The sequence below is a fragment of the Pannonibacter carbonis genome, assembly GCF_003012935.1.
GTDB classification, from domain to species: Bacteria; Pseudomonadota; Alphaproteobacteria; order Rhizobiales; family Stappiaceae; genus Pannonibacter; species Pannonibacter carbonis.
In genome coordinates, this window is record NZ_PUDR01000017.1 from 51,545 (window position 1) to 77,450 (window position 25,906).

21 protein-coding genes and 1 tRNA gene are annotated in these 25,906 nt (G+C 63.9%); 10 read left to right on the plus strand and 12 right to left on the minus strand.

Going from position 1 to position 25,906, the window contains the following annotated elements:
- Positions 1 to 585: 585 nt before the first annotated feature.
- Both C8348_RS19235 and C8348_RS19240 read right to left on the minus strand, forming a co-directional pair.
- Positions 586 to 1,749, minus strand: a complete 1,164-nt coding sequence (locus tag C8348_RS19235; protein WP_106754925.1) for an alpha-hydroxy acid oxidase — start codon at positions 1,747 to 1,749, stop codon at positions 586 to 588.
- Positions 1,750 to 1,818: 69 nt separating this feature from the next.
- On the minus strand, positions 1,819 to 2,652 hold the full coding sequence (locus tag C8348_RS19240) for an FCD domain-containing protein (protein WP_106754926.1): 834 nt from the start codon (positions 2,650 to 2,652) through the stop codon (positions 1,819 to 1,821).
- A 190-nt stretch (positions 2,653 to 2,842) separates the two neighbouring features.
- On the opposite strand from C8348_RS19240, the gene C8348_RS19245 reads away from it, so the two are divergent.
- Complete coding sequence (locus tag C8348_RS19245; RefSeq protein WP_106754927.1) at positions 2,843 to 4,180, plus strand: DUF3422 family protein; 1,338 nt, start codon at positions 2,843 to 2,845, stop codon at positions 4,178 to 4,180.
- Between the two features lie 230 nt (positions 4,181 to 4,410).
- Here the strand turns inward: C8348_RS19245 and groL are convergent, their stop codons facing one another.
- The 5 genes from groL to C8348_RS19270 form a co-directional block, all read right to left on the minus strand.
- Complete coding sequence (groL, locus tag C8348_RS19250) at positions 4,411 to 6,051, minus strand: chaperonin GroEL (protein WP_106754928.1); 1,641 nt, start codon at positions 6,049 to 6,051, stop codon at positions 4,411 to 4,413.
- A gap of 59 nt (positions 6,052 to 6,110) precedes the next feature.
- A complete protein-coding gene (groES, locus tag C8348_RS19255; RefSeq protein WP_019963183.1) occupies positions 6,111 to 6,398 on the minus strand; it encodes a co-chaperone GroES in 288 nt (95 codons plus the stop codon).
- Between the two features lie 255 nt (positions 6,399 to 6,653).
- Positions 6,654 to 7,055 (minus strand): TIGR03067 domain-containing protein, encoded by a 402-nt coding sequence (locus tag C8348_RS19260; RefSeq protein WP_198647146.1) that lies wholly within the window; start codon positions 7,053 to 7,055, stop codon positions 6,654 to 6,656.
- Complete coding sequence (locus C8348_RS19265) at positions 7,052 to 8,491, minus strand: sigma-54-dependent transcriptional regulator (protein ID WP_106754929.1); 1,440 nt, start codon at positions 8,489 to 8,491, stop codon at positions 7,052 to 7,054. Before C8348_RS19265 ends, C8348_RS19260 begins: the two co-directional genes overlap by 4 nt.
- Before the next feature lie 209 nt (positions 8,492 to 8,700).
- Entirely contained in the window at positions 8,701 to 9,531 is an 831-nt protein-coding gene (locus C8348_RS19270) for a hypothetical protein (RefSeq protein ID WP_106754930.1), read from the minus strand.
- Positions 9,532 to 9,808: 277 nt separating this feature from the next.
- On the opposite strand from C8348_RS19270, the gene C8348_RS19275 reads away from it, so the two are divergent.
- Complete coding sequence (locus C8348_RS19275) at positions 9,809 to 11,377, plus strand: EAL domain-containing protein (protein WP_106754931.1); 1,569 nt, start codon at positions 9,809 to 9,811, stop codon at positions 11,375 to 11,377.
- Between the two features lie 266 nt (positions 11,378 to 11,643).
- Here C8348_RS19275 and C8348_RS19280 read toward each other — a convergent pair whose 3' ends face one another.
- Positions 11,644 to 11,979, minus strand: coding sequence for a DUF1127 domain-containing protein (locus tag C8348_RS19280; protein WP_106754932.1), 336 nt, complete (start codon positions 11,977 to 11,979; stop codon positions 11,644 to 11,646).
- A 244-nt stretch (positions 11,980 to 12,223) separates the two neighbouring features.
- Between C8348_RS19280 and C8348_RS19285 the strand changes: the two genes are divergently transcribed.
- Together C8348_RS19285 and C8348_RS19290 are read left to right on the plus strand one after the other, a co-directional pair.
- Positions 12,224 to 13,102: a LysR substrate-binding domain-containing protein gene (locus C8348_RS19285; RefSeq protein WP_106754933.1), complete on the plus strand. Its 879-nt coding sequence runs from the start codon at positions 12,224 to 12,226 to the stop codon at positions 13,100 to 13,102.
- Positions 13,103 to 13,147: 45 nt separating this feature from the next.
- Entirely contained in the window at positions 13,148 to 13,825 is a 678-nt protein-coding gene (locus tag C8348_RS19290; RefSeq protein ID WP_106754934.1) for a glutathione S-transferase family protein, read from the plus strand.
- Between the two features lie 54 nt (positions 13,826 to 13,879).
- Here C8348_RS19290 and C8348_RS19295 read toward each other — a convergent pair whose 3' ends face one another.
- Together C8348_RS19295 and C8348_RS19300 are read right to left on the minus strand one after the other, a co-directional pair.
- Complete coding sequence (locus tag C8348_RS19295; protein WP_106754935.1) at positions 13,880 to 14,812, minus strand: DMT family transporter; 933 nt, start codon at positions 14,810 to 14,812, stop codon at positions 13,880 to 13,882.
- A 93-nt stretch (positions 14,813 to 14,905) separates the two neighbouring features.
- Entirely contained in the window at positions 14,906 to 15,532 is a 627-nt protein-coding gene (locus C8348_RS19300; RefSeq protein WP_106754936.1) for a hypothetical protein, read from the minus strand.
- 78 nt (positions 15,533 to 15,610) lie between these two features.
- On the opposite strand from C8348_RS19300, the gene C8348_RS19305 reads away from it, so the two are divergent.
- The 3 genes from C8348_RS19305 to C8348_RS19315 all read left to right on the plus strand — a co-directional run bounded on the left by C8348_RS19305 (position 15,611) and on the right by C8348_RS19315 (position 18,173).
- Positions 15,611 to 16,315: a type 1 glutamine amidotransferase gene (locus tag C8348_RS19305; RefSeq protein ID WP_106754937.1), complete on the plus strand. Its 705-nt coding sequence runs from the start codon at positions 15,611 to 15,613 to the stop codon at positions 16,313 to 16,315.
- A 113-nt stretch (positions 16,316 to 16,428) separates the two neighbouring features.
- Positions 16,429 to 17,583 (plus strand): acyl-CoA dehydrogenase family protein, encoded by a 1,155-nt coding sequence (locus C8348_RS19310; protein WP_106754938.1) that lies wholly within the window; start codon positions 16,429 to 16,431, stop codon positions 17,581 to 17,583.
- 50 nt (positions 17,584 to 17,633) lie between these two features.
- Entirely contained in the window at positions 17,634 to 18,173 is a 540-nt protein-coding gene (locus C8348_RS19315; RefSeq protein ID WP_106754939.1) for a GNAT family N-acetyltransferase, read from the plus strand.
- A 368-nt stretch (positions 18,174 to 18,541) separates the two neighbouring features.
- On the opposite strand, the gene C8348_RS19320 is transcribed toward C8348_RS19315, so the two are convergent.
- On the minus strand, positions 18,542 to 19,069 hold the full coding sequence (locus C8348_RS19320; RefSeq protein ID WP_106754940.1) for a phasin: 528 nt from the start codon (positions 19,067 to 19,069) through the stop codon (positions 18,542 to 18,544).
- Between the two features lie 369 nt (positions 19,070 to 19,438).
- A complete protein-coding gene (locus C8348_RS19325) occupies positions 19,439 to 19,822 on the minus strand; it encodes a phasin (RefSeq protein ID WP_106754941.1) in 384 nt (127 codons plus the stop codon).
- Positions 19,823 to 20,322: 500 nt separating this feature from the next.
- Here C8348_RS19325 and C8348_RS19330 point away from each other — a divergent pair, with 500 nt between their 5' ends.
- The 3 genes from C8348_RS19330 (at position 20,323) to C8348_RS19340 (ending at position 25,815) form a co-directional block, all read left to right on the plus strand.
- Entirely contained in the window at positions 20,323 to 24,693 is a 4,371-nt protein-coding gene (locus C8348_RS19330; RefSeq protein ID WP_106754942.1) for an ATP-binding protein, read from the plus strand.
- Between the two features lie 205 nt (positions 24,694 to 24,898).
- Positions 24,899 to 24,975: transfer RNA gene (locus C8348_RS19335), tRNA-His, on the plus strand.
- A gap of 39 nt (positions 24,976 to 25,014) precedes the next feature.
- The gene (locus tag C8348_RS19340; RefSeq protein WP_157950475.1) at positions 25,015 to 25,815 is read left to right on the plus strand and encodes a DUF6538 domain-containing protein; all 801 of its coding nucleotides are present in this window, start codon (positions 25,015 to 25,017) and stop codon (positions 25,813 to 25,815) included.
- Positions 25,816 to 25,906: the final 91 nt, after the last annotated feature.

Sequence of the window (25,906 nt, forward strand, 5' to 3'; positions counted from 1 at the left end):
TGCGTTCCTTCTTCGTCGCTCCTGCACCTTATCCTTCGTCGCTCCTGCGCAGGCAGGAGCCCAGTAATCGAGGCGGCCGGTTGTAGCGAGCGGGTTTCGATGCTTGCGCTGGTGCGTGGGCACTGCCGCACGATGTCAGCACAGAGACCGGGGGTACTGGGCTCCTGCCTGCGCAGGAACGACGAGGGGTGTGTAGTTTGGCACCCGTTCCCGACACCTTTTCCTTCGTCGCTCCTGCGAAGGCAGGAGCCTAGTAATCGAGGCGGCCGGTTGTAGCGAGCGGGTTTTGATGCTTGCGCTGGTGCGTGAGCACTGCTGCCCCATGTCAGCACAGAGACCGGGGGTACTGGGCTCCTGCCTGCGCAGGAACGACGAAGGTTCTGTGGCCTCTCTGCTCCCCTCCCCCTTGTGGGGAGGGGTTGGGGGTGGGGGGGGCAGCCTTAAAACACGGGAAATCTCACGGGACTTAACCGGGGCACTCCAGACATTCCTGAACCTGACGTTCTCCAGAGCCCCCCACCCCTACCCCCTCCCCACGAGGGGGAGGGGAACTGAGAGGTCGAAAAAAGCTGGCTGCCAGCCTCCTCAGCTCCAACGCGTGGCAAAGTTTTCCGGCAGGAGGACGTTGTGGCGGCCGAGGTCGGCGACGTTGCGTTCGCCGCACAGCGCCATCGTGACGTCCAGCTCCTTGTGGATCACTTCCAGCGCCCGGGTGACGCCGGCCTCGCCCATGGCACCCAGGCCATAGACAAAGGCGCGGCCGATCATCGTGCCCTTGGCGCCGAGGGCCAGCGCCTTCAGCACGTCCTGGCCCGAGCGGATGCCGCTGTCCAGATGCACCTCGATCTTGTCGCCGACGGCATCCATGATCTGCGGCAGCATGCGGATGGAACTCAGCGCGCCGTCGAGCTGGCGGCCGCCGTGGTTCGACACGACGATGGCATCGGCCCCGACATCGAGCGCGCGCCTAGCGTCTTCGGCGTCAAGAATGCCCTTGAGGATGACCGGGCCGTCCCACCAGCTGCGGAATTCGCGGATGCGGTTCCAGTCGAGCGAGGGGTCGAAGGATTCCGCCGTCCAGCTGCCGAGCGACGACGGGTCGGTGACGCCCTTGGCATGGCCGACGATGTTGCCGAAGAAGCGCCGCTTGGTCTGCAGCATTTCAAGGCCCCATGGCACCTTGGTGGCAAGGTTGAGGATCGAGGCCGGGGTCAGCTTCGGAGGGGCGCTGAGGCCGTTCTTCAGGTCCTTGTGCCGCTGGCCCAGCACCTGCAGGTCAACCGTGATGACCAGTGCGGAGCACTTCGCGTCCTTTGCCCGGGCAAAGAGGCGCTTCATGAAGTCATCGTCCTTCAGCGTATAGACCTGGAACCAGAAAGGCTTGCTGGTGTGACTGGCCACATCCTCGATCGAGCAGATCGACATGGTCGACAGGGTGAAGGGCACGCCGAATTTTTCTGCAGCGCGCGCCGCCTTGATCTCGCCGTCTGCCGACTGCATGCCGCACAGGCCAACCGGGGCAAGCGCCACCGGCATGGTGCAGTCCTGGCCGACCATTTTGGACGCGGTGGAGCGGCCGGCCATGTCGACGGCGACGCGCTGGCGCAGGCGGATCTCGTCGAAGTCGGACGAGTTCTCGCGGAACGTCTGCTCGGTCCAGCTGCCGGTTTCCGCGTAGTCGTAGAACATCTTTGGCACGCGGCGCTTGTACAGCCGCTTGAGGTCTTCGATCTCGGTGATGATGGGCATGTGTCTCTGTCCTCCCCGCAATGACCGTTGCCAGTCAGATAGTGTATCTCATGAATGACAGGCCCGGACTCACGACCGGGTCTCCGGCATCCTGTTTCGGTCGGCCTGTGTCCTTGCACGCGTCCGTCGCGGCTTGGGCAGGCTTTCAATTCGCTGGGTCAGGCGCAGGCTGGAGACGGCGGCACGGGCGCTGTCCCGCCCGGCCTCCGCCAGCGCATGGCGCACGAACTCGATATGCGCTTCGGCGGCCGCGCGGGCGCTGACAGCGTCGCCGGCCAGGATGCCGGCAAGGATGCTGCGGTGCTGGGCCAGCAGCGCTTCGCGCGCGCCGGGGTGGCCAAACAGCTTCTGCTGGCTGAAATAGACGCCGGTTTCCAGGAGACGATAGCAGGCACGCAGCGTGTGCAGCAGAACGATGTTGTGCGCCGCCTCGCCGATGGCCTGGTGGAACTCCACGTCGAGCCGGGCTTCGGTGACGCTGTCCCCGGCGGCATAGGCCTCGGCCATGGCCTCGACGATGCGGGCGAGAATATCCTTGTCGGCCTCGGTTGCCCGCTCGGCGGCGCGGGCGGCGGCGAGGCCTTCAATGTCGCGGCGGAAGTCGAGATAGTCCTCGATGGCAGCCGGATGGCGGGCAATCAGCGCGACAACGGGCTCGGAGAACACCGTGCCGATGAGATCGGCGACAAAGGTGCCGCCGCCCTGGCGGCTGACGATCAGGCCCCGGGCCTCGAGCGTCTTCAGCGCATCGCGCAGGATCGGGCGGGAGACATCGACAAGCCCACCAAGCTCGCGTTCCGCCGGCAGGCGATCCCCCGGGCGCAGGATGCCGGCAAGAATCAGACCCTCGATCTGATCCACCACCGCGTCGGCGGTTCGGACATGATTGATCTTCGTGAACATGCGCGGCTCTCCCTCCGCTTAATTGGTCAAAAATTTTGTCCAATTGCAAGAGGTATTGTTCCGACACAGGCGTTCAGAGCCTTCCGCAGCTGGGGCGTGGTGTCGCGGATGCAGAACATCGTGATTTCCTGCATGACAGGCAGGGGGGCGCTGCGTCACCTTGGGGAACCAAGCGAGGGGGCCTGGCAACATGAGCGAAATCTGGGACGCAACCGGCGGCACGCGGCTGCCCGCCTTCGAGCGGCATCCGCTCAGGGCGGCGGTGCTGGGGGAAATGCATGCAAGGCCGTTCCGGCCCGTCAGCTCACCACGGCTGATGCTGCATTATGCCTTCACAGTCGACGCAGCGGCAGCGCGCGAGGACCGGCTGTGGTTTGCCGAGCTGTGTGCTAGCCACGGAGCGAGCAGACCGGGGGAAAGCGACCGCTCGCATGTGCTGCCGATTGCCGGCGGCACGCTGCGCTGGGAACAGCATGCCGAGTTCATCACCTACACGTTTGATGCGGCTCCCATCGGTGAACAGCCCTTCGGCCCTGTTCCGGCCGGACATCCCTTCGGTGCCAGCTTTCGTGCGCCCGGCCCCATGCTTGCGGCCGCCCGGCTGGATGTGATCGAGGCCGGGACACTTGGTTCAGATCCCGTCGATCCGTCTTCGCTCGCACGCTGGTTCGATGCCGCCAGCCTCACAGCGCTGCAATCCGAAGAAGGCCAGGCGGTTGCGGTCACGGATTTCCGTCAGGACGGCGACGGCCTCACCCGCATCCTGCTCATAAATCGCGGCATGGGCGACAGCCAGACCGGGGCGCTGGCGCAGCGGCTGATCGAGGTGGAGACCTATCGCACGCTGGCACTGCTCGGCCTGCCAATGGCGATCAGCCTGTCGCCGGATGTACGCCGGATCGAGGAGGAACTCGTCGCCCTGACCAATCGCATGGCCGGGGCGACCGACCTTGAAGGCAACCGGGATTTGCTGCAGCGCCTGTCGGATCTTGCCGCCGCACTTGAGGCCGGCGCTGCCTCCAGTGCCTATCGTTTCGGAGCGAGCCGCGCCTACCATGATATCGTTCAGGCCCGGCTTGGCACAATCGACGAGGCGCCGGTTGCCGGTTTGCTGGCCACCTCCGCCTTCCTCGCCCGTCGTCTTGCCCCCGCGATGCGCACGATCCAGTCGGTGGAGGAGCGGCAAATCAACCTGTCGCGCAAGCTCGCCCGCGCCACGACCCTCTTGCGCACCCGCATTGATGTCGACATGGAGCGCCAGAACCGGGATCTGCTCGATTCCATGAACCGGCGCGCAAGGATGCAGTTGCGGCTGCAGCAGACCGTCGAAGGCCTGTCGGTTGCCGCCGTCAGCTACTACGTCGTCGGCCTGGTCGGTTACCTTGCAAAGGGCCTGAAGGAAGCTGGCCTGCCCATGCCGGATCCAGGTCTCGTGGCAGGTGGCGCCGTGCCCCTGGTGGTCCTCGCCATCTGGTGGACCGTCCGCCGCATCCGCGCCCACCACGCCGAGCCGGATGACAAGCACTGAACGGGACAGACCAAACAAAAAGGGCGGCCCGAGGGCCGCCCTTTCCGTAACCAAAGCTTATGGTCGGCTTTATGGACTTGCTCGAAGTCCATGCCGCACCCCGTGCCCGCATGGCGGGCACAGGATTCAAGCTGATGGTCGGCTTTATGGACTTCTTAGAAGTCCATGCCGCACCCCGTGCCCGCTTGGCGGGCACAGGACTTAAGCTGATGGTCGGCTTTATGGACTTCTTAGAAGTCCATGCCGCCCATGCCGCCCATGCCGCCGCCCGGCATGGCCGGAGCGTCTTTCTTGGGCAGCTCGGCAACCATGGCGCCGGTGGTGATCAAGAGGCCTGCGACAGAAGCAGCATCCTGCAGCGCGGTACGCACGACCTTGGTCGGGTCGATGATGCCGGCTTCGATCATGTTGACATAGGTCTCGGACTGAGCGTCGAAGCCGTAGGAGACATCGCTGTTTTCCTGGATCTTGCCGACGACGATCGAGCCTTCAACGCCAGCGTTCTCGACGATCTGACGGATCGGGGCTTCGAGAGCGCGCAGGACGATCTTGATGCCGGCCTGGATGTCGGCGTTGTCGGAAGTCAGCTTCTCGACTGCCTGCTTGGAACGCAGCAGAGCCGTGCCGCCGCCCGGGACGATGCCTTCTTCGACGGCCGCGCGGGTCGCGTTCAGGGCGTCGTCAACGCGGTCCTTCTTTTCCTTCACTTCGATCTCGGTCGCACCGCCGACGCGGATGACGGCAACACCGCCAGCCAGCTTGGCAAGACGCTCCTGCAGCTTCTCACGGTCGTAGTCCGAGGTGGTTTCCTCGATCTGCGCCTTGATCTGTGCAACGCGGCCCTGGATGTCGTCCTTGGAACCAGCGCCATCGACGATGGTGGTGTTTTCCTTGGAGATCGAGACCTTCTCGGCCTTGCCGAGCATGTCGAGCGTGACGCTCTCCAGCTTGATGCCGAGGTCTTCGGAGATCACGGTGCCGCCGGTCAGGATGGCGATGTCTTCCAGCATGGCCTTGCGGCGATCGCCGAAGCCCGGTGCCTTGACAGCAGCGATCTTGAGGCCGCCACGCAGCTTGTTGACCACGAGGGTCGCCAGGGCTTCGCCTTCAACGTCTTCTGCGATGATCAGCAGCGGACGGCTGGACTGCACAACGGCTTCCAGGATCGGCAGCATGGCCTGCAGGTTGGAGAGCTTCTTCTCGTGCAGGAGAATGTACGGCTTCTCCAACTCGGCGAGCATCTTCTCTGCGTTGGTGACGAAATACGGCGACAGGTAGCCACGGTCGAACTGCATGCCTTCGACGACTTCGAGTTCGGTCTCGAGCGACTTGGCTTCCTCGACGGTGATGACGCCTTCGTTGCCGACGCGCTGCATGGCTTCGGCAATGTCCTTGCCGACCTGAACGTCGCCGTTGGACGAGATGGTGCCGACCTGGGCCACTTCTTCCGAGGTGGTGATCTTCTTGGAGACTGAGACCAGGTACTTGACGGCTTCAGCAGCAGCCATGTCGATACCGCGCTTCAGGTCCATCGGGTTCATGCCGGCGGCAACAGCCTTGGCACCTTCCTTGACGATGGACTGAGCCAGCACGGTGGCGGTGGTGGTGCCGTCACCGGCGATGTCGTTGGTCTTCGAGGCCACTTCGCGCACCATCTGGGCGCCCATGTTCTCGAACTTGTCTTCGAGCTCGATTTCCTTGGCGACGGACACGCCGTCCTTGGTGATGCGCGGAGCACCGAAGGCCTTGTCGAGCACGACGTTACGGCCCTTCGGGCCGAGGGTCACCTTCACGGCGTTGGCGAGGATATCCACGCCGCGCAGCATCTTTTCACGGGCGTCAGCGCCGAACTTTACGTCCTTAGCAGCCATTTTCACGTCTCACTTTTAATTGGGTTGATGTCAGAAGAATCCGGATGTCCGCCAGAAAATCAGGCGATCACACCCATGATGTCGGATTCCTTCATGATCAGCAGGTCTTCGCCGTTGATCTTGACTTCGGTGCCGGACCACTTGCCGAACAGCACGCGGTCGCCAGCCTTCACGTCAACCGGGATCAGTTCGCCGTTGTCCTTGCGGGCGCCAGCGCCAACGGAGACGACTTCGCCTTCCTGCGGCTTTTCCTTGGCGGTGTCCGGAATGATGATGCCGCCGGCAGTCTTCTCTTCCGAAGTTACGCGACGAACAACGACACGGTCGTGCAGCGGACGAAACGTCATTTGGCTTTTTCCTCTCATGCGGCGTGCCCCCATATGAAGCAGCACGCAATCCACTATGTTGATGGCTCGAGAGAGCACGGGAGATGATCCCGCGTCCTGTTAGCACTCCTCAACAGCGAGTGCCAACGCGACCACGATGTAGGTTCGGTCCCCAGCCTTGTCAATGGATCGGCGAAGCAAAAAATGGCCGCGCAGGGTGCACGGCCATTCTCGTCAGATCAGGGTTAAGGGAACCGGCAGGGATGAAAACCGCCCCTAGAGGCGAACGAAGCCGCGAAGCGTCAGGCCCGGGCCGGACTTGAAGGCCGTGGGCCGATCCATCCCTTCATCGGCGGCCACAAAGACAAACCGGGTGTCGGTGAGGTCATAGATGGCCGGAAGGCTCTTGCCGGCGTCCTCCCCGATGGAATCAACCCAGGTTATGGCCTTTGGCGTAGCGAGCGGGTCCAGCGTGAAGCTACCCTCCAGCAGCGTTGCCCCGTCCGGGATGCCGACATGGAACCGCGTCCCGGTGATCGTGGTGATCGCCTCCGGGGCGCCATGGGTATCGGGCGGATTGACGACGCCGTTTTCCTCAAAGCGCACCTGCCGCCACTGACCTTGCAGCTTGTCCAGGTCCGCCGTCAGGCCATTGCCCGTTCCTGCCGGCCCGCTCACTGCAGCCGCTCGGACCAGGACTGGCGTTTGCGATAGATGGTCGACGGGCTGATCTCCAGCGCGGCAGCAGCCAGGGCGATATTGCCGTCGAAGGCATCGAGGGCATCCTCGATGATCCGCCGTTCCTGCGCCCACAACGGCTCGATGCTGGAATGTGGCCGCAGCGGACGCACCGGGCGATGCCGGTCACGCTGCTCCTCGGCCGGAACCCGGGCGCGGCTGAACGTGTCGCGGATCATCAGTGGCAGCATGTCATAGCCGACCGTCACCGCCTCGTTCATGACCACGATCTGGCGGATGGTGTTTTCCAGCTGGCGCACATTGCCCGGCCAGGCATAGCTCAGCAGACGCGCTTCGGCATCGGCATCAAAGCCGCGGAATGAGCGCCCCTCCTCGGCAGCAAACCGCGCCAGGAACCCGAGTGCCAGCGGCAGGATGTCGTCGCGGCGGTCGCGCAGCGGCGGCACCTGCACCGGCAGCACATGCAGCCGGTAGTAGAGATCCTCGCGCAGCCGCCCGGCGGCAATTTCCGCCAGCGGATCACGGCTGGTGGTGCTGATGACCCGGACATCGACTTCAAGATCGGCACCGGTCGTGTGCGATGGCACCGTGCCTGTCTGCAGAACCCGCAGGAGCCGGCTCTGCAGGGCCGGTTCCATGTCGCAGATCTCGTCGAGATGCAGTGTGCCGCCATCGCAGAAGCTAAGGAGGTCATTGCGACCACTGCGGCTGGTCGTCAGTCCGCCAAACAATTCGGCCTCGAGTTCATCAGCGCCAAGGCTGGCACAATTGATGCTGATGAGACGGGCGGCGCTGCGTCCGGACTGGCCGTGGATCGCTTCGGCGCACAGGGTCTTGCCCGTTCCGGCCTCACCGGTAATGAAGACAGGGGCATCGGAGGGCGCAAGCCGCCGGACCGTCGCGTAAAGCTGGCGCATGGCCTGCGACTGGCTGTTGAAACGGCCAACAGGCTGGGCCATCTCCGGCGTCACGGCGGCCGGCTGATCGCCAGTGCGACGCTGACCGGAGGAATGGAAGCGGCCGCGTTGCATGTCCAACTGCGCGCGCACCTTCTGCGTCAGGGTCTCGAGCGCATAGGGCTTGGCCAGGAAGTCATGCGCGCCGGCCCGCATGGCGTTCAGTGCCCGGGTCATCGACCCTTCTGCACTGACGGCAATGATGACCGCGCTTGGGCAGCGCACGGCAAAGCGAGACAGGGCGTCGTCGCCGCCGATGGTTTCCATGTCCAGCACCAGAACATCGGTCGGTGCACGGGCAAGATCCTCCAGGCACTGGCGTGCATCGGCATAAAGGATGGGCTCGGCGACGGCTCCAGGCAATTTCGCGCAAACCGTGGCCGCGCGCATTGCATCAGCCGTCGTCGCGTCAAGGACACGAACTTGGAGGGACCCATGCAGGTCCGGTATGCTCCCCATGCCCGGGTTACTCCCGTTGTTGTGATGATCCATGCGGCAGGATTGTCGATGTTTGTGCTCCAACATTCATCGAACACGGTAAACAAAGCGTTGTCGGTCCATCACTTTGCAGGCTGGCCGGCTTTGTCACGACACCTGTCAGGCGGACGTTGCTCGCCGCCCGGCCCTCGCCTTGCATGACAGGGTGAAAACTGGCGAGGCGCAGAGCCTCAGATCCGGCCGATCACCAGCCCGGCGGTAAAAAACACCAGGGCGACCACGCCGACCAGATCGGGACGCTCGGCCAGCAAACGGACCAGTGTCATCGGGCGGGATCTGTCTGTTGTCGCCTGGGTCCGGCCCGCTCCGGGAACAGCAGACGGCATGACAAGCGGCCGGAAGGGCACCGGTTCCTCGCCGCGCCAGACCGGCCCCCTGATGCCAGGGGCTGCGTCCTGCGTCTGCTCCGCAGGCAGATCCTCAACGGGCTGCTGGCTCTTTGGCAGGACGAACTGCGGGGCGTAGGAGCCCTTGGGGATGTCGATGCGGATCGGATCGTCACGCCCGGTGCCGGCGTAATAGTCCTGCAGCCGCTTGCGCAGCCGGGCCGCCTCGACGCGGACGATCGGATCCGTCGTCGGATTGAAATCCGCCCCGCGCCCAAGCGCTTCCGTTGCAATCGTGTAGCCTTTCAGTGTCACGGCCTGGGCAGGCTCCTGTCCCTGCGCGCCAACAGCCGCCTCGACCACATAGCGCAGGAAAGCGCGCAACTGGTCGGCAGAGGCAAACTCGGGGCTGGTAAGGATCTTGTGCAGGGCGAGGCGGACAAGATCGGCCTTGGGCGCCTGCTCTGCTCCCGTGCCTGTTGCCGTAGACGGGCTTTCCTCGTCTGCAGCAGCCGCATCCGTGTCCCGTTCTGCAATATCCCGTCCGGCGGGCCGGGCGTGACTTTCCCCCTGCCGGTAACGGCGCAATCCGCCGCCTGAAATGACCTCCGCTGCCCGGCTGCCATGCACCGTTGCAGCGGGCCTTGTGCCGTCCTGCACACCCGTTTCTTCCATGCCGCCGTCCCCCGTTGTTGCGGTTGAGATCGAGCGGGGTGAAGTCCTCCCCAGAATTCCCCCAACGGAAGGCTAGAACCGGGGCGGCAAAATGAAAAGCAGAAATCGTTAACCTGTGCCATGCTGGACCGCCTGGCCGGAGGGGCAGGACCATGCGTTAACCGGGGACAATAGGCAAAAATTGCCTTGTGCTGCAGCAGGAAGGCTCGGAAGCCGCAGCCCGTTGGGGCAAAATCGTTAACACAATCTTGATTCGGGGCGGGTTCGACAAAACAATATGGGGCGCGGGACAACCCTTCTCATTCTGATCTGCATGGGCGTCATTGCCCTGTCGTCGGCGGCTGTCCTGGTGTTCCAGTTTGGCCGTCCGCCCGGCGAGGCATTGTCCCTGTCGCTCGCGCTTTTGTGCACCATGATCCTGGTGCAGGTTCTGCTCAGCCGCTCGCGTGAACGCGGCGAAGTGGCTGAAGCGGTGGACCGTCTCGAGGACCGTCTCGCCGAAATCGATGACGATGTCACCAATCTCGAGGGGCGTCTGACTGGCGTCGAACACACCGTACCGCGCCGCACCCGCGAAGCCATCGATCCGTTGTTTGCCGAAATCGAAGTGCTCGGCACCCTGGTCAAGCAGATGGCCGAGGCCATGTCCGACATGGAAACCCGGATCGAGGACCAGCAGGCCCTGGCCACCCCGCAGCAGATGGGCGAACTGGCCTATCACCCCAACGCGCCTTACGGCCAGCCGATGCCGCAGCAGGCCCTGCCGCAAGCCGGCTACCAACCGCAGCCCCAGATGTACCAGCAGCCTGCGCCCGGCTACATGCCACAGCCGGCCGGCTATGCACCTGACCCGCATTCGATGATGCAGCACCCCGGTCAGCAGAATTCAGGTCTGCAAAATCCAGGTCTGCCGCATAGCGGTCAGCAGCATTATCAGCCTCACCCGTCGCAGCAGGCTCCCTACCAGAGCCAGCCACAGTCCTATGAGCTTGGCGGCGTTTCGCGGAACGAGCCGGTTCTCGGTGACCTGCCCCCGATGCAGCAGGAGCCGCAGTCGGATCCGGCGATGCGCGAACTGATCCGGGCGGCGCTCAACGCCAACCGGGTTGACCTGTTCCTGCAGCCGATCGTAACCTTGCCGCAGCGCCGGGTGAAGTACTACGAGAGCTTCACTCGCATTCGCGACACCAATGGCGAGATGCTCGAAGCCTCGGTGTTCCTGCCGGAAGCGCTGCGCGCCGGTCTTGTGCCGCGCATCGACAACCTGTTGCTGTTCCGCTCCGTCCAGGTCGTCCGCCGGCTGGCGACGCGCAACCGCGATGTTGCCTTGTTCTGCAACATCTCTTCCCTGTCGCTGGTGGACGAGACATTCTTTCCCGGCTTCCTCGAGTTTGTACGCGCCAACAAAAACTTCGGCGAGCTGCTGATATTCGAGTTCACGCAGGATGATGTCGCCCAGATGGGCGTCGTCGAGATGGAGAGCCTCGCCGCCCTGGCTGAACTCGGGTTCCGCTTCTCGGTTGACCAGATCCATGACCTGAAGATGGACTTCCGGGCTCTGGCGGAGCGCGGCTTCCGCTTTGCCAAGCTGAATGCCGACTATCTGATTGGCCGCCGCCCAACCGATCACGGCCATATTCACCCGGCCGATTTCGGCGATCTCCTCGGCCGCTACGGCATGGAACTGATTGGCGACCATGTCGAGACCGAGTCCCAGGTGCTCGAACTTCTGGATGCCGACCTGAAACTCGCCCAGGGTTTCCTGTTCTCCCCGCCCCGTCCCGTCCGCGCCGAAGTCCTGCAGGGCGCTCCGGCACCCGCGCCGCGCAAGCGCGCCGCAGGTTAAAGCCGGCACGCAAGCGCGTTGCACACCAATGCCGCAGCGAAAGCGCGCCGCAGTTTAAAGCCTCAGCCTCCCTCCCCGCGCCGTCCCGGCCTTGTGCCGGGACCTGGAAGGCAAGGGCCATCCCGACATCAGCGCATAAAAAAAGGCCCGCCAATGAAGGCGGGCCAGGTAATGTCGGCAAGGCAATCGCCGACGGGGCTGCAGGTTTGGTCGCTGCCGGCCGGCTGCGGGGGGAACCGGCCGGCAACATCCGGGAGAAACAGGGGTTACACGGCAAGACGTGCCGGCGAGGACAGCGGGGCACGGGTGGCGGCCGCCTCGGAGAGGTCGATGATCACGGCGGACGGGAGATCCGCCTGCGGTTCCAGCTGGCCGAACCGGTTGGTAGACCGGCTGTCGACGAGGGCAGCTGATGGATCCGCGAAAAGCGGTGTTCCCATCGCTGCTCGAACATCCCCCCGGGTGAGACCGATGTCGCGCAGTTGCTCATCGGTCCAGGTGGTGAGTTCAGCAACCTGACGGCGATTGCGGAATGCACGCCACACCTTCGCGACAGATCCGGAGAGCCGGCTGATCAGCGGGGCAAGGGCAAGGGCGTACATGACACAAATCTCCTTCGTTTTCGGAAAACGCTTTTCCGAACAAACAGTTCATCATCTTTGGAACCGGCAGCGGCTGGGAGTCCGTTGCCGATGTCGCGACAATGCCGATCTTGAATGAATTGATCCAACGAATGTTTCTTATGGGTTCGATCATGATTTGTGATAATCTGAGGGGGAACACTTATACCCTCGCGTCATCAGCGGCTTGCCGGTCGCCTTGGCGTTCGGGGCCCGGGAGAGATGAATGCTGGACCTGGATCAGCTGCGGACCTTTGTCGCCATCGCCGAATATGGCAGTTTCACCCGCGCCGCCGAGGTCGTGCACAAGACCCAGTCCGCAGTCTCGATGCAGATGCGGCGGCTGGAAGAGCGGATCGGCCGGCCGATCTTTGTCCGCGAAGGGCGTATGTCGCGCCTGACCGAGGATGGCGAGAAGCTGCTGCACTATGCCCGCCGCCTCGTGCAACTGAATGACGAAACCCTCGCCGTCTTCGACGAGACCGAGGTCCAGGGTTGCGTCCGGCTTGGCACGCCGGATGACTATGCGGACCGGTTCCTGCCCGAGATCCTTGCCCGGTTCTCGCGCTCCAATCCCAAGGCGGAAGTCAGCGTGGTCTGCGCCCCGACCTCGAACCTGATCGATCTGGTCTCGGCGAATGAGCTCGATGTGGCGATCATCACCCACGTCGAAAAGCCCGACCGGCCGCAGCGGGACGAGGTCATCCGGCGCGAGCCGCTGCTCTGGGTCGTCTCCGCGCGACACGCGGTCGAGAACGAGGACGTGCTGCCGCTGGCGCTTGGCCGGGGCACCTGCAACTGGCGCCGCGCCGCACTGTCAGCTCTCACCTCGGTGCAGCGGGAGCATCGGCTGCTGTACTCAAGCTGGAACTCGACTGCGGTCGGCGCCGCAGTGCTGGCCGGTCTTGCGGTGTCCGTGCTGCCGGAATCTGCCTTGCGCCCCGGCATGAGGGTGCTGAGCGAGGCCGACGGGTTCCCCAAGCTGCCCGAATGCGAGATCGCGGTCATGCGGTCCTGGCATCAGCGCTCGCGGGTCACCGAGGCCCTGGTCGAGCACATCATTTCCTCGCTCGACAATCTGTCTGTGCCCCTTGCCGCAGAGTAATATGGCGCCACCCGCGCCGTTGTCTTTTTTCCGGAGATGCCAACCATGCGCCTGTTCATCGGCAACAAGAACTATTCCTCCTGGTCGCTGCGGCCCTGGCTGCTGCTGCGGGAACTCGGCATTCCCTTCGAGGAACAGCTCGTGCCTTTCGGCAGCGATGCCTGGAAGAGCGTGACCGACCTCTCGCCGACCGGCAAGGTTCCCTGCCTGGTCGATGGCGAGATCATCGTCTGGGATTCGCTTGCCATCAGCGAGTATCTGGCCGAGAGCTATCCGGCGGTCTGGCCGGACGACCGCGAGGCGCGCGCCTTTGCCCGCTCGATCGCCGCGGAAATGCATTCCGGCTTCCAGGCCCTTCGCTCCATGTGCAGCATGAACTGCGACCTGAAGGTGCAGCTGAATGAGGTCAGCCCGGCGGTGGCGCGGGACTGGGCCCGGATCGATGTAATCTGGCAGGATGGGCTTTCGCGCTTTGGCGGTCCGTTCCTGGCCGGTGACCGCTTCACCGCCGCCGACGCCTTCTATGCGCCCGTGGTCTTCCGCGCCCGCACCTATTCGCCCAGCCTTTCGTCTGCCGCCAGCGGCTATGTCGCCACCATGCTGGCCTTGGCCGGCATGACATCCTGGTTCGAGGCAGCGCTTGCCGAACCCTGGCGCGATGCACCGCACGAAGACGAAGTCCGCGCCGCCGGTACAATCCTGGAAGACCTGCGCAAGGCGTGATCCGGACCGCTCCGACAGGACGCGTCCCGGACCGGTCCGGGACGCGTCTGTTACTTATTTCGCCTTCAGCATCATGATGTTGCCGGCAAGAACCAGCCCCAGGCCGATCAGCGCGGCCGGGGTCCAGTGGTAATTCTCCACCACCGTCGAAACCGTCAGGGCCACGACCGGAAAGATCACGGTCGAATAGCCCGCCCGCGCCGACCCGATGCGGCCGAGCAGGGTCAGGTAGGAGGCAAAGGCCACCACCGAGGCGATCACAGCCAGATAGACCAGGCTGCCAAGATAGACCGGCGTCAGCGGGACGGCGAAGCTGTCACCGCGCAGGAGGCAGAACAGCCCGAGGAAACAGGCGCCATAGATCATGCCCCAGGTCGTTGCCGGCCGCACGGCGATCCCGGACTTCTGGTTCGAGGCTGACACCATGTTGCCCATGCAGAAGGACAGCGTTCCGGCAATGCAGAGACCCAGCCCCTTGACGGCATCGACATTCAGTTCCGCCCCGACAATCTGCGGCCAGAACATCAGCGCAATGCCGGAAAACCCGGTCAGCCCGGCCAGCAACATGACCAGCTTCGGACGCTGCGCGAACAGCAGGAAGCCGAGGATCAGGTTGAACACCGACGCCAGCGAAAACACCACCGCCAGCAGGCCAGAGGGCAGGTACTGCGCGCCGTAATAGAACAGGGTGAAGTTGGTCGAGAAGATGAACGCCCCAAGTCCGGCAAAGCGCAGATGCGCCTTCAGCGGAAAGGCCAGAAGCCGGTCCCGGGCGGCAAGGCTCCAGGCCAGCATGACGAGGGCCGCCAGGACGAAGCGCCAGAACACCGACACCTCCGGCACCACGCCCGCCACCTGCCCCTTCATGGCGATCCAGCTGAAGCCCCAGGCGAAAATCGTCATGCCGTAAAGGCCAAGATCGGTCGAGGTCAGGCGCGCCGCGCCCAGATGGGCGGTCGGGGCGGGCATTGGGGTCGTCAGGGACATGAATTCTCCCGAAAGGGCATGAGTTTGTCAGCGTGCCCGCACAATCCTCCGCGCACCAGCCAAACACAAATGAGAGTTCGTGAACTCATCCATTCATAACGCTGAAGCATCCTGGGCGGACGGATGCCAGATCGGCTGATAGCCGGCACCAAGCGCGGCCCGCGACAGGGATGGCGTTAGGACATGGAAAGGAAGCCCCGCAGGCATGATCCCGGCTGCGGCATAGCCGGCCGGCGTCCAACGCAACAAGCCTTTGTTGTACAAGGCAAAAAACTCGCCGTCCCGGCTGAAGACCGTCCCGTCCGGACAGCCGGAAAGATCAGTCATCCGCTCTCCGGACCAACCACGGCCACGCTCCGGTGCCAACAGCCGATCCATCTCGTCTGCGCCCGGACTGCATTTGAAATCAAGGGCTTCCGCTATCGCTCCGGCGTACGCCCGCGCCGCATCACGGCGGCATTCGAAACAGGGCCGATGCCCTGCAGCAAGCGCTGTCACCTCGTCCAGAAAGAACAACTCGGTATAGCCCTGCCCCATTACCTGCCGCTGACGGCCCTTGAAGGACAACACGCAGCAGATCCAGCGCCGGCTGGCTTGTTCTCGAATAATCTCTTTTGTTCCAACATCATGGATGCGGCCGCCACGATTGCCCATGACGGTACCGCGTGCCGCCTCGGCAACAATCCGGCCATCCGGCCACACGCGATTGCAATAGCTCATCCATCCGTTCCCTGTTGACGAGACACAGGATATTGCCGATTGAAAGTCCAGACCACACGGAAGCGGAGCCTAGCCGTCATGCGCGTTCTTGCCATCGAGAACTATCAGGACACCCCTTATGGCAACGTCGGCCGCGCGCTGGAGATGGCAGGGGTCGAGGTGGTCAAGGTCCGCGCCTTCGAGGGCGAATCCGTGCCCGCATCCGTTGACGGCTATGCCGGACTGGTCGTGTTCGGCGGCGGGCAAAACGCTCTCGACGATGAGGGTTCTCCTTTCCTGCCAAGGGTTTGCGACCTTATTCGTGGTTTCCACCAGGCCGAACGCCCGGTCATGGGCATCTGCCTTGGCTCGCAGCTGATCGCCCGAACCTTTGGCGGCCGCAACATCATCGGCCGGCCAATCGAGTTCGGCTGGCATGACGTAACCCCGACCGACGCCGGCCGCGCGGACCCGGTGTTTTCAGCCCTTGGCGATGGCGCGCCGCTGTTTCACTGGCACAACGACACTTTTGATCTGCCGCCCGAAGCGGTGCATCTGGCGACCAGCCGGCAGACGGTCAACCAGGGCTTCCGGCTGGGCCGAAGCACCTATGCCTTCCAGTTCCACTTCGAAGCTGCCCTGCCCGAAGTGCTTGACTGGTCAGAGACTTTTGCAGACATGATCGCCTCAGACACTCCGGATTGGCCGGAGCGGTTGCCCACTGAAGCCGAGCGCCATGCTGCACGCGCTGATGCAACCGGCAAGGCGCTGGCCGAAGCCTGGACCCGTTTGCTCGGCGCCTGATCCGGCGCATCCTCCCTTTGGAGGGCAGGTTCCCGCGTGCCACCCCCTGCCCTTTCGCCGAAGCTCGCGCCATATTGCGCAGCAACAGCCAGAGGACCGGCACCGGAGGCATCATGCATTTCGACCTGACCGAAGAACAGCAGCTCATCGCCGACACGGCCCGCAAACTGGCGGAAGACAGGATCGCGCCGCTGGCCGAAACGCTGGACCGGGGCGAAGGCCGCGCGGAGTTTCTCAGCAATCTCAGTCTTCTGGCCGAGAACGGCTTCATGGGGCTCAACGTCCGCGCCGAGTATGGCGGCACGGAAGCGGGCACGGTTGCCTTTGCGCTTGCCATCGAGGCGCTGGCCCGCGCTTGCGCCTCGACCGCCGTCACCTGTTCTGTCAGCAACATGGTCGGCGAGGTCATCCAGGCCGTTGGCAGCGACGCCCAGCGCGCCGCCTACCTGCCCAAGCTCTGCGACGGCACCTATCCTGCCGGCGGCTTCTGCCTGACGGAGGCCGGCGCCGGATCGGATCCGGCCGGCATGCGGACGCGGGCGGTGAAGGACGGCGACAGCTATGTCCTGAACGGGGCTAAACTCTACATCACCTCGGCCGAATATGCCGGCGTCTTCGTGGTCTGGGCGGTGACAGATCCGCAAGCCCCTAAGGGCAAGGGCATTTCCTGTTTCCTCGTGGAAGCCGGAACGCCCGGGCTCGTCATCGGCAAGGCCGAGAAGAAGATGGGCCAGACCGGCTCGGCCACCAACGAGGTGCTGTTCCAGGACTGCCGCGTCCCGGCCAGTGCCCTGATGGGCCTTGAAAACGGCGGCTTCCGCACGGCCGTCGGCGAACTGGCGGGCGGGCGGATTGGCGTTGCGTCCCTGGCTCTCGGCATTGCCCGCGCTGCGATGGATGCGGCCAAGGCCTATGCCCGCGAACGGCAGCAGTTCGGCCAGTCACTGGCCGACATGCAGGGCATCCAGTGGATGATTGCCGACCGCGAAACCGAGCTGGAGGCGGCGCGTCTCCTGATCCTTCAGGCCGCCTGGGCCAAGGACCAGGGCCGGCCCTTCGGCAAGGAGGCTTCCATGGCCAAGCTCTTTGCCTCGGAAGCCGCCCAGAAGGCGACCTATACGGCGTTGCAGATCCACGGTGGCGCAGGTTACATCAAGGACTATCCGCTCGAACGCCACGCCCGTGACGCGCGCATCACCACGATCTACGAAGGCACCAGCGAGATCCAGCGGTTGATCATCGCCCGCGAGGTGCTGAAATCAATCTGACACAGGACTGCGTCATAGAGCGTTCCTGTTCCAATGCGAGCGCGACCTCCATGACCTTTCCCGCTCTGACGGGCACACCTGTGCTTGAAACCGAACGCCTGATCCTGCGGGCATTCATCGCGGCTGACCTGCCGGCGTTCCGCGCTTATGCGACGTCGTCCGACCGCACCCGCTACACCGGCGGCCCCAAGCCCGAATATGCAGTTCAGGAGAAGTTCGCCTCCATGATCGGTCATTGGTGCCTGCGGGGCTTCGGGCGGTTTGCGATCACCTGCCGGGAAACAGGCCGCGCGATGGGTCATGTCGGTCCTTTTCAGCTCACCGACCTGGCCGGCCCGGAACTGACCTGGACCCTGTGGAGCGATGAGTTTGAAGGGCGCGGCTTTGCCCTTGAAGCCGCAAGACGGGTCAATGTCTGGTTGGCGGAGGACCTCGGTTGGCGGCATGCCCACTGCGAAATCGACGCGGACAACACGCCCTCCCGCCGACTTGCCGAGAAGCTCGGCGGCGAACTGGATGGGACGGCTGCACCGGGGTGGATGGCCAATGGTGTGACGTACAGGTTTGATCTTGCTTCGGTCGAGGCCTGAGACTTCGGCGTCCGGACTGCTCGTACCTCAGACAATATGCTTCGGCGCGTGGCGCCCGGGATCAGACTGCTGACACGTCCTCAGCCATTTGCTGTTCTCTCCGCGTCACCCCGGCCAAGCGCAGCGCGAGCCGGGGCCTACTCGCTTCCAGAGCAGAGATGGCGGGCATTGCAGTGTGCGGGCATACGTTCAGCTGGCGCGGCGCCCCTGTGGCGCACCTTGATCATCTCTTCCGCTCTGCGAGCGAGTAGGCCCCGGGTCTCCGCTGCGCTGCGCCCGGGGTGACACAAGCAGCCACATCAACAAAAAGCCCCGGTGCTTGCGCACCGGGGCTGAATGTCGTGATCGATCAGCGGTTGCTGATGTAATCAGGCGGCCTTGATGTCCTTGATGGACTTCTCGACAGCTTCCTTGACCGGCGAGGTCACGTCGGAGGTCAGCTTGGTAGCGAACTCCTGCATGTCCTTGGCCTGGGTGCTCAGGGCGTCGAACTGCTGACGGGCAAAGGTCGACTGCAGTTCGATGGCTTCAGCGACGGTCTTGACGCTCATCAGGTCCTTGAAGAACGAGAAGGTGGCGTCAGTGTTCACCTTGGCAGCGTCAAGCGCCTTCATGTTGAACTCGACAACGCCCTGACGCGAGGTCTCGAAGGTGTCTTCGAGAAGGTCGGTTGCTTCTTCGGCTGCGGTCTTGACCTTGGCATAGGCATCACGAGCCTGCTCGATGCCTTTTTCGGTCATTTCACGAACCATTGCGGGAACTTCGATCTTCGGCATGGAAAAAGCCTCAAATTCAGAGAAAGGGGAAGCGGCGGTTGCCGGCTTGGTGGTCTTGGTGGCGCGCGGCTTCGGCGCGGCCTTCGGTGCCGGAACTTCCGGCAAAATCTCAACGCTCATGTGTCATCTCCTGCTGGGGCCAGAGCCGATCACGTGGCAATCGTCCGGCTGGGGGACGTGGGCAGCGTTGCCGCCCGTCCCTCCGTCATTCGCAGGGTTAATATAGGGAGGATTATATTGCATTGCAACATTATTTTGCAGTGCACAATATACGGAAACGAGATTCCGTCCCGTGCAGCATGATGCAGCCGGATATAACATTTAATATCAATGATATGGCTCACGCAGCCTCGAACCGGACATCGCTCGGCTCAAGACCCGCTGCCTGATGGCGCGGACCGGACCATCGAAAAGACCCGTCCGCGCCCTGAGTGTGATCAACAGCCCATGCCAAGGCGGGCAAGGAAGCGTGTCAATGAGCCGGAGGCGTCAGTCCTTGGCAGCGCGGGCCGCATCCTGCGCGGTGCGGGTGGCGGCATCACCAATATCACGCGCCTGCTCGCCAAGCTGCTCCATCTGGCGCCGCAGGTACTCCTGCTGCAGCTTCATCATTTCTTCCATGTCCTTGGCCCGCACCATCTGCTGGGCGAAGCGGAAGGCCGCGTCGACATGTTCCTCGGCATAGCCGAAGGCCTTGCGGTTGATGTCCGCCGTTCCCGACTGAACGGCAGAGGTGGAGCCTTCCACGTTGGCTACGGCCTTCTGGGTAACCGTCATGAAATCATCAAATGCCTTGCGGGCCTGATCGACGCTCTTTTCCGCAAAATCGCGCATCTGCTCAGGAATTTCGAACCCGTTCTTGTCCGCAGCCATTTCACCACTCCCCGTTCTTGTTACCCCGGCGGGGCCGACACGCGAGAGAACCCCGCGAACCGCCTGCGCCCACAGACAACAGCTTCCACGCATGGGATGACCGGCCCATGACAGCCGGACCTCCCTGCACGTGTCAGTTGCCTTGGCAAAATTGGTAGCATGGGGCCTGGCGTCCGGCAATTGGCGCCCGGCAGTCAGAGCAAGGCAGCCTCCCGCTGCGGCAGCCTGCCGACGGCAAAAAGACCGCTGCGAACAGCGGGAACAAACGCCAGATGAATAGAAAAAACCCTTTCAGATTAACCACAAGGCAAGGCGTCATCTGGCAAGGCAGCCCCAGTCATGGACGCCTTCGGGCTTTGACGGTATTAACTTGATGTTTACCGGATTGACCGTCGCCAAAGACGGATACGCTCAGTTCGGTCGATTGTCCCGCCAGACACCGCGTCAGACCGGTGCGGGGGGCGCATGGCAGTTTTTTGCGGTACGGCAGAGGGAACCCGATGGACCAGAACCTGACGACTTTCCTGGCGCTCAGCGCCCATGCCGACCTCGCGCCGTTGATTGCAGCGGACCGGCCGGCGTGGCTGTGGGCGGCCGGCGGTGATCGTGTCCTTTGGGCCAATGCAGCCGGTGCCGCCTTCTTCGATGCCGCTTCACCGCAGGCCCTCGCCAGCCTGTCGGGTCTCGACCGGGCGCAGGCACGACCGCATCTTGCCCGCATCGCGACGACCGGCCCGACAGACCGACCCAGTCTCGAACGCCTGCGCTTCTACAAGGGGCTGAAGGTGGTGTTGTTCACCTGCCAGTGCCGCCGGCTGGTGCTGGGCACCGGGGAGACCGCCGCGTTGATCATTGCTGCAGATGGTCCGATCCGGACGGCCCGGCCAGAAGCCGACTTCCTGGCGCTGGTGGCCGCAGGCGCTTCGGGCATGACCCTGGCGCTGGCCGATGCTGAAGGCGCTCTGGTCGCGCGCGAGGGCGATGACGCTGCCGCCTTGCCGCACCGGATTGCGCCCGAAGAGGACATGGTCCTGCTTGCCGGCACCGCGCATCACCTGATCCGCTTGCCTCTGGGGGCGGACTATTGCCTGATGCTGGTTGATGGGGAGCCTGCCGACGACGACAGCAATGACGACCCGGCCCAAGTCGCGCTGCCCGGCGTGACATCGGATGCGCCAGCAGCAGTAGCGCCAGCGCCTAAGCCAAAAGACAACGTCAAGACGGACACGATCATCTTGGCGGAGCCGGCCGCAGAGCAGCCCGTCACGGAGGGGCCGGATCTGCAAACGTCGGCGCCCGCCGACGCGGTCGATACCGCCGTACCAGTTGATGCGGCAACTGTTGCCGTGCCGATTGCGGCCTTGCCGGAGGATACAATCCCGGCCGCCTCCCTGCCGGAGCCTGTTGCAGCTGCACTCGGAGACATGCCTGAAAGTCCGGTGGATATGGGCGAGGCGGGCAGCTTTGCCCAGCGTGGCCGCCCCGTGCGTTTTGCGTGGAAGATGGACGTGGATCAGCGCTTCACCTTCCTGTCGCCGGAATTTGCCGATGTGCTCGGCAGCAAGGCCGCTGACATTGTTGGCTCGACCTGGACCGAAGTCGCAGATCGCTTCGGCCTCGATCCGCGTGGAACCATTGCCAAGGCGTTGTCGCGCCGCGACACCTGGAGCGGCAAGACCGTGGACTGGCCCGTGCCAGGCTCCGGTGTCCGCATTCCCGTGGACATGGCCGCATTGCCGGCCTTTGACCGTCGCCGGGTGTTCGAGGGCTACCGCGGTTTCGGCGTGCTGCGCCCCAGCGATGCGACGGAAGACGCGGACCTTTTGACGGGCGCGCCATCCGACGCGCCGATGACGGACATTTTAGCCCGGGACGCCGAGACAGCGCCCCTCGACACTCTGACCGTCAGTCCCGCCACAAGTCCGTCCGATCCCATCTCCGATGCCGGTGTGTCCCTGGCAGAGAAATCCGCCGTGACAGCAGCAGCCGTTGTTGCCGATCCGGAGACGACCCTGTCTCCGGTCACTCTCCTGCCGGAAGAAACCGTGCCTGCCGACCTTTCAGCAGTTACCGACCTCCCGGAGCCGGCCGACACGACGCAGAGGTCCAACGGGTTCCCGGCACTGGGGGAAATCGCAGCGGGTGTTGCAGACGAGCGTGCGGCACCGTCCCCTGTCGCGGCAGCCGAGATCGACGCTGCTGCAGACGCGCGCCTGGATGTGTCCGGTCCGGAAGCGGCCGCCGCGCAGCCCCCGTCCCAGCAGGCGTCCCTGCCGGATGACCAAGACACAAGCGCCCCGACCGCCGCCGATGCGCTGCCCGCAACGGTGGCAAGCGAGGTGGATGATCTCAGGGCCAGCTCGACACTGAAGCAATCCGGGTCAACCGACCTGTTTGATACCACGGCCCGCGAAGGGACTGCAGACCTTGTCGGGATTGCCGGCGACAAGCCGCTGCCGCCGAAAGAAATCGAGAAGGCCGTGCGGACCCTGGCGCGCGAGTTCGACGCGGCTCTGGAGCGCCGGGCAGCCCGCCAGGCGGCAGACAGCGCGCCAGCGCGAACCTATCGCCAGCCGACGACCGAAACCGTAACCTCGTCCTCCTCCGCAGGCCTCGATGCCGTAGCACCTGCCGTCCCGCAGGAGCCGCCGAGCGCCTCATCCATGCCGGAGCTTCCGGCACCCGCAGTTTCCGGGCCGACCCCGGCCGAGGCCTTCGTGTCTGCACTGGTGGCGGACGAGACGAAACCAGAACTATCCCAGCCAGCGGACGCAAGTTTCGTCGAAGTGCTTGCCGCGGCCGGATCCTCGACATCCGCAACCACGGAACCTCAGCAAGAGGCTGAACTTCCGGCACCAGCATCCATGCTGGCGGAAGATGCTGAACCTGCGACCGCAGACGATGCGTTCATCCCCGAACCGGCGCCTGTGACCACGGCTGAGGCTGATACCGCAACTGGTTCTGGCATCGAGCCGCACGACGGGTCTGGCGCGACCGAAACCACATCCGGGGACCCACACGGCGAAGCCTCCACCGAGCGGCAAGCGCCACGCGCGACCGGCGACACGCCGGCGAACCCGGCAGATGCCCAGCCCGAACCTGCGGCCGGGCCGGATCGCGTGGACAATCGGGTGGTGCCGTTCACGGCCCCCGGCGGCACACGCCTGCCGCGCATGGTACCGGTCGACACCTCGCGCCTGAGCAAGCCGGAGCGGGCTGCCTTCCGCAAGATCGCGGAAGCCCTGGGTGCACGGCTGGAGGGGGATTTCGAGGAGGAGGAGGAGGAAGAGACCCAGGCCGATGTACCGGCCGCCGCCCCTGCGGCCGCAGATGCCACACCTCAGCGCCCGGTTGCCCCGCCGGCAGAACCGATCGACCCGCGCCTGCTCGACCGTCTGCCGATCGGCATCGGCATCGTGCGCGACCGCGAGGTGCTCTATGCCAACGAGACACTGCTCTCCCTGCTCGGCTATCCGCATATCGAGGCGCTGGAGGAAGCAGGCGGCTTCGAGGCGATCTTCGTTGATCCGGAGCACATGCCCGGCGACCGGCTTGAAGGCACTGTCGACGAGGCCATGCTGCTGCGCCGCGCCAATGGCCGCCTGTCACCCGTAGATGCCCGCATGCACACCGTGCCGTGGAACGGCGGGCGCGGCCTGATGGTCTCCATCGTGGAACGCCCTGTCGCAGCCCAGCCGGCCGCACCGCAGCCGGCTGCCAACACAGCCGACATGGAACTTGGCCTGTCGCTGGCGCGCGAGCAGATCAGCGAGATGGACACGATCCTGGAGACCGCCACGGACGGCGTGCTGCTGCTCGACCGGTTCGGCACGATCCTCAAGGCCAATGGCTCGGCGGAGGCTTTGTTCGGCGCCGCCCGGTCCGATCTCGTCGGCGCGCCGCTGACAGAGTTCCTGGCCCAGGAGAGCCATCGCTCGGCGATGGACTACCTTGACGGTCTCGCCCGCAACGGCGTTGCCAGCGTCCTCAACGATGGCCGCGAGGTGATCGGCCAGGTGTCGTCCGGCGGACTGATCCCGCTGTTCATGACCATCGGCCGTCTTGGCTCCGGCGAGGGGCTGAAGTTCTGCGCCGTGCTGCGCGACATCACCCAGTGGAAGGCGGCGGAAGAGGAGCTGACCAAGGCCAAGCGGCAGGCGGAGAACGCCAGTTCGCAGAAGTCCGATTTCCTCGCCAAGATCAGCCACGAGATCCGCACGCCGCTCAACGCCATCATTGGCTTCTCGGAAGTGATGATCGAGGAGCGCTTCGGCGCCATCGGCAACGAGCGCTACAAGGAATATCTCAAGGACATCCGCACCTCCGGCTCACACATCATGAGCCTGATCAACGACTTGCTCGACTTGTCGAAGATCGAGGCGGGCAAGATGGACCTGACCTTCGAGGCCGTGTCAGCCAATGACATCGTGCGCGAATGCGTGGCCTTGATGCAGCCCCAGGCCAACCGTGAGCGGGTGATCATCCGCGCCAGCCTGCCCGGCACCGTGCCCAATGTGGTGGCGGACCTGCGCTCGCTGCGCCAGATCGTGCTGAACCTCCTGTCCAACGCGATCAAGTTCAACAAGTCGGGCGGTCAGGTGATCGTCTCAACGGCGCTGGAGCCCTCGGGCGAGGTGGTGCTGCGGGTGCGTGACACGGGCACGGGCATGAATTCCAAGGATCTGGCGGCAGCGCTCGAACCCTTCCGCCAGGTCCACACCGCCCGCCATGGCGGCGGCACCGGCCTCGGCCTGCCGCTGACCAAGGCGCTGGTGGAAGCCAACCGCGCCGGCTTCAAGATCGACAGTGTGCCGGACCAGGGCACATTGGTGGAGATCACCTTCCCGCCGCAGCGCGTGCTGGCGGAATGAGGATCTGGCTCGATAGACCGGGCCGGCAACCACGCCAGCCCGGTCTATGCCCTTGAACTCATTCGCCTGTTGATCTTTTTGTGGGCGGCGTCAATTGGCGCTTGAGATCGCAGACTGCCTCGGATAGATACCCCCTTGCAAAGGGAACGACTGCAAAGTATGTTCCGCGCCACTTCGCAAGGCCTCAGCTGCCTTGCCGCCCCGTGCAGACGTAGCTCAGTTGGTTAGAGCGTCGGATTGTGGCTCCGAAGGTCGGTGGTTCGAATCCACCCGTCTGTACCATCTCCTAAAGTGGCCGTTTGATTTCAATATCTTATTGTTATGAAACGCAAATCAGCTCCCCTTGATACAGAAGTCTGCTACAAAGGGAAGCTGACGAAAGTGCCCGGTCACACGAATCTCTATCGGCGGGAAGCGACCTATTATTTCCGCCGCGCCGTACCTAAAGCGCTCAAAGGAACCTTGGGCCGGACAGAAATTCTCTGCTCCCTTCGCACCAAGGATTTCACTGAAGCGAAGTCGCTCTGCATCGCAAAGGCCCTTGAGGTTGACCGCGAATTCGCACTCGCTAGGGCTCCCCAAAGCAAGAATGCACTCACTCCAGCCCTCAATGCGCTGACGAAGGAACAAGAGGACGCACTCCACGCCGCCTATCACGCCCATCTTCTTGAGGACGACGATCAGGCACGGCTGGACGGCTTCTTTGATCCCGAAGACGGGACAATCCCTGACTGGAACGGCCAAACGTTCGAAGAGTACGGCAACTCAATTCAAGAGTTCGAAGAAGGTACCCGCAAAGAACGAGCAGCCGGAAAACGCAGCACGTTTTGGAAGTCCGAAGCGCATGAAGTTGCGTCGTGGGATGGGATTGACTTAAAGCTTGTGCCGGAGAGCCTTGCAGAAAAGCAAGCTATCAAAGCCCTTCAAGGTGCGGCAATCGTTGCCAGCGCCGACATGCAGCGGCGAAACCAAGGCGACATCATCCCCACGCCTGAGGTGATCTTTGCGACACCTGAAATCCAACCACTAGGACGCCTCCTGTCCACCCTGAAAGATGAATGGGTTGCAGAGCATATGCGGGGAGTGAGCTACTCCCCGACTCTTGGACAGATTTCCGGATGATTTAAGCTACTGCCTGCACCTGCTGATCGGTTTGGGTTGCGTTGAAGTAGACCACGGCGGGTGGTTGTCCGCCATGGGCAGTATGCGGGCG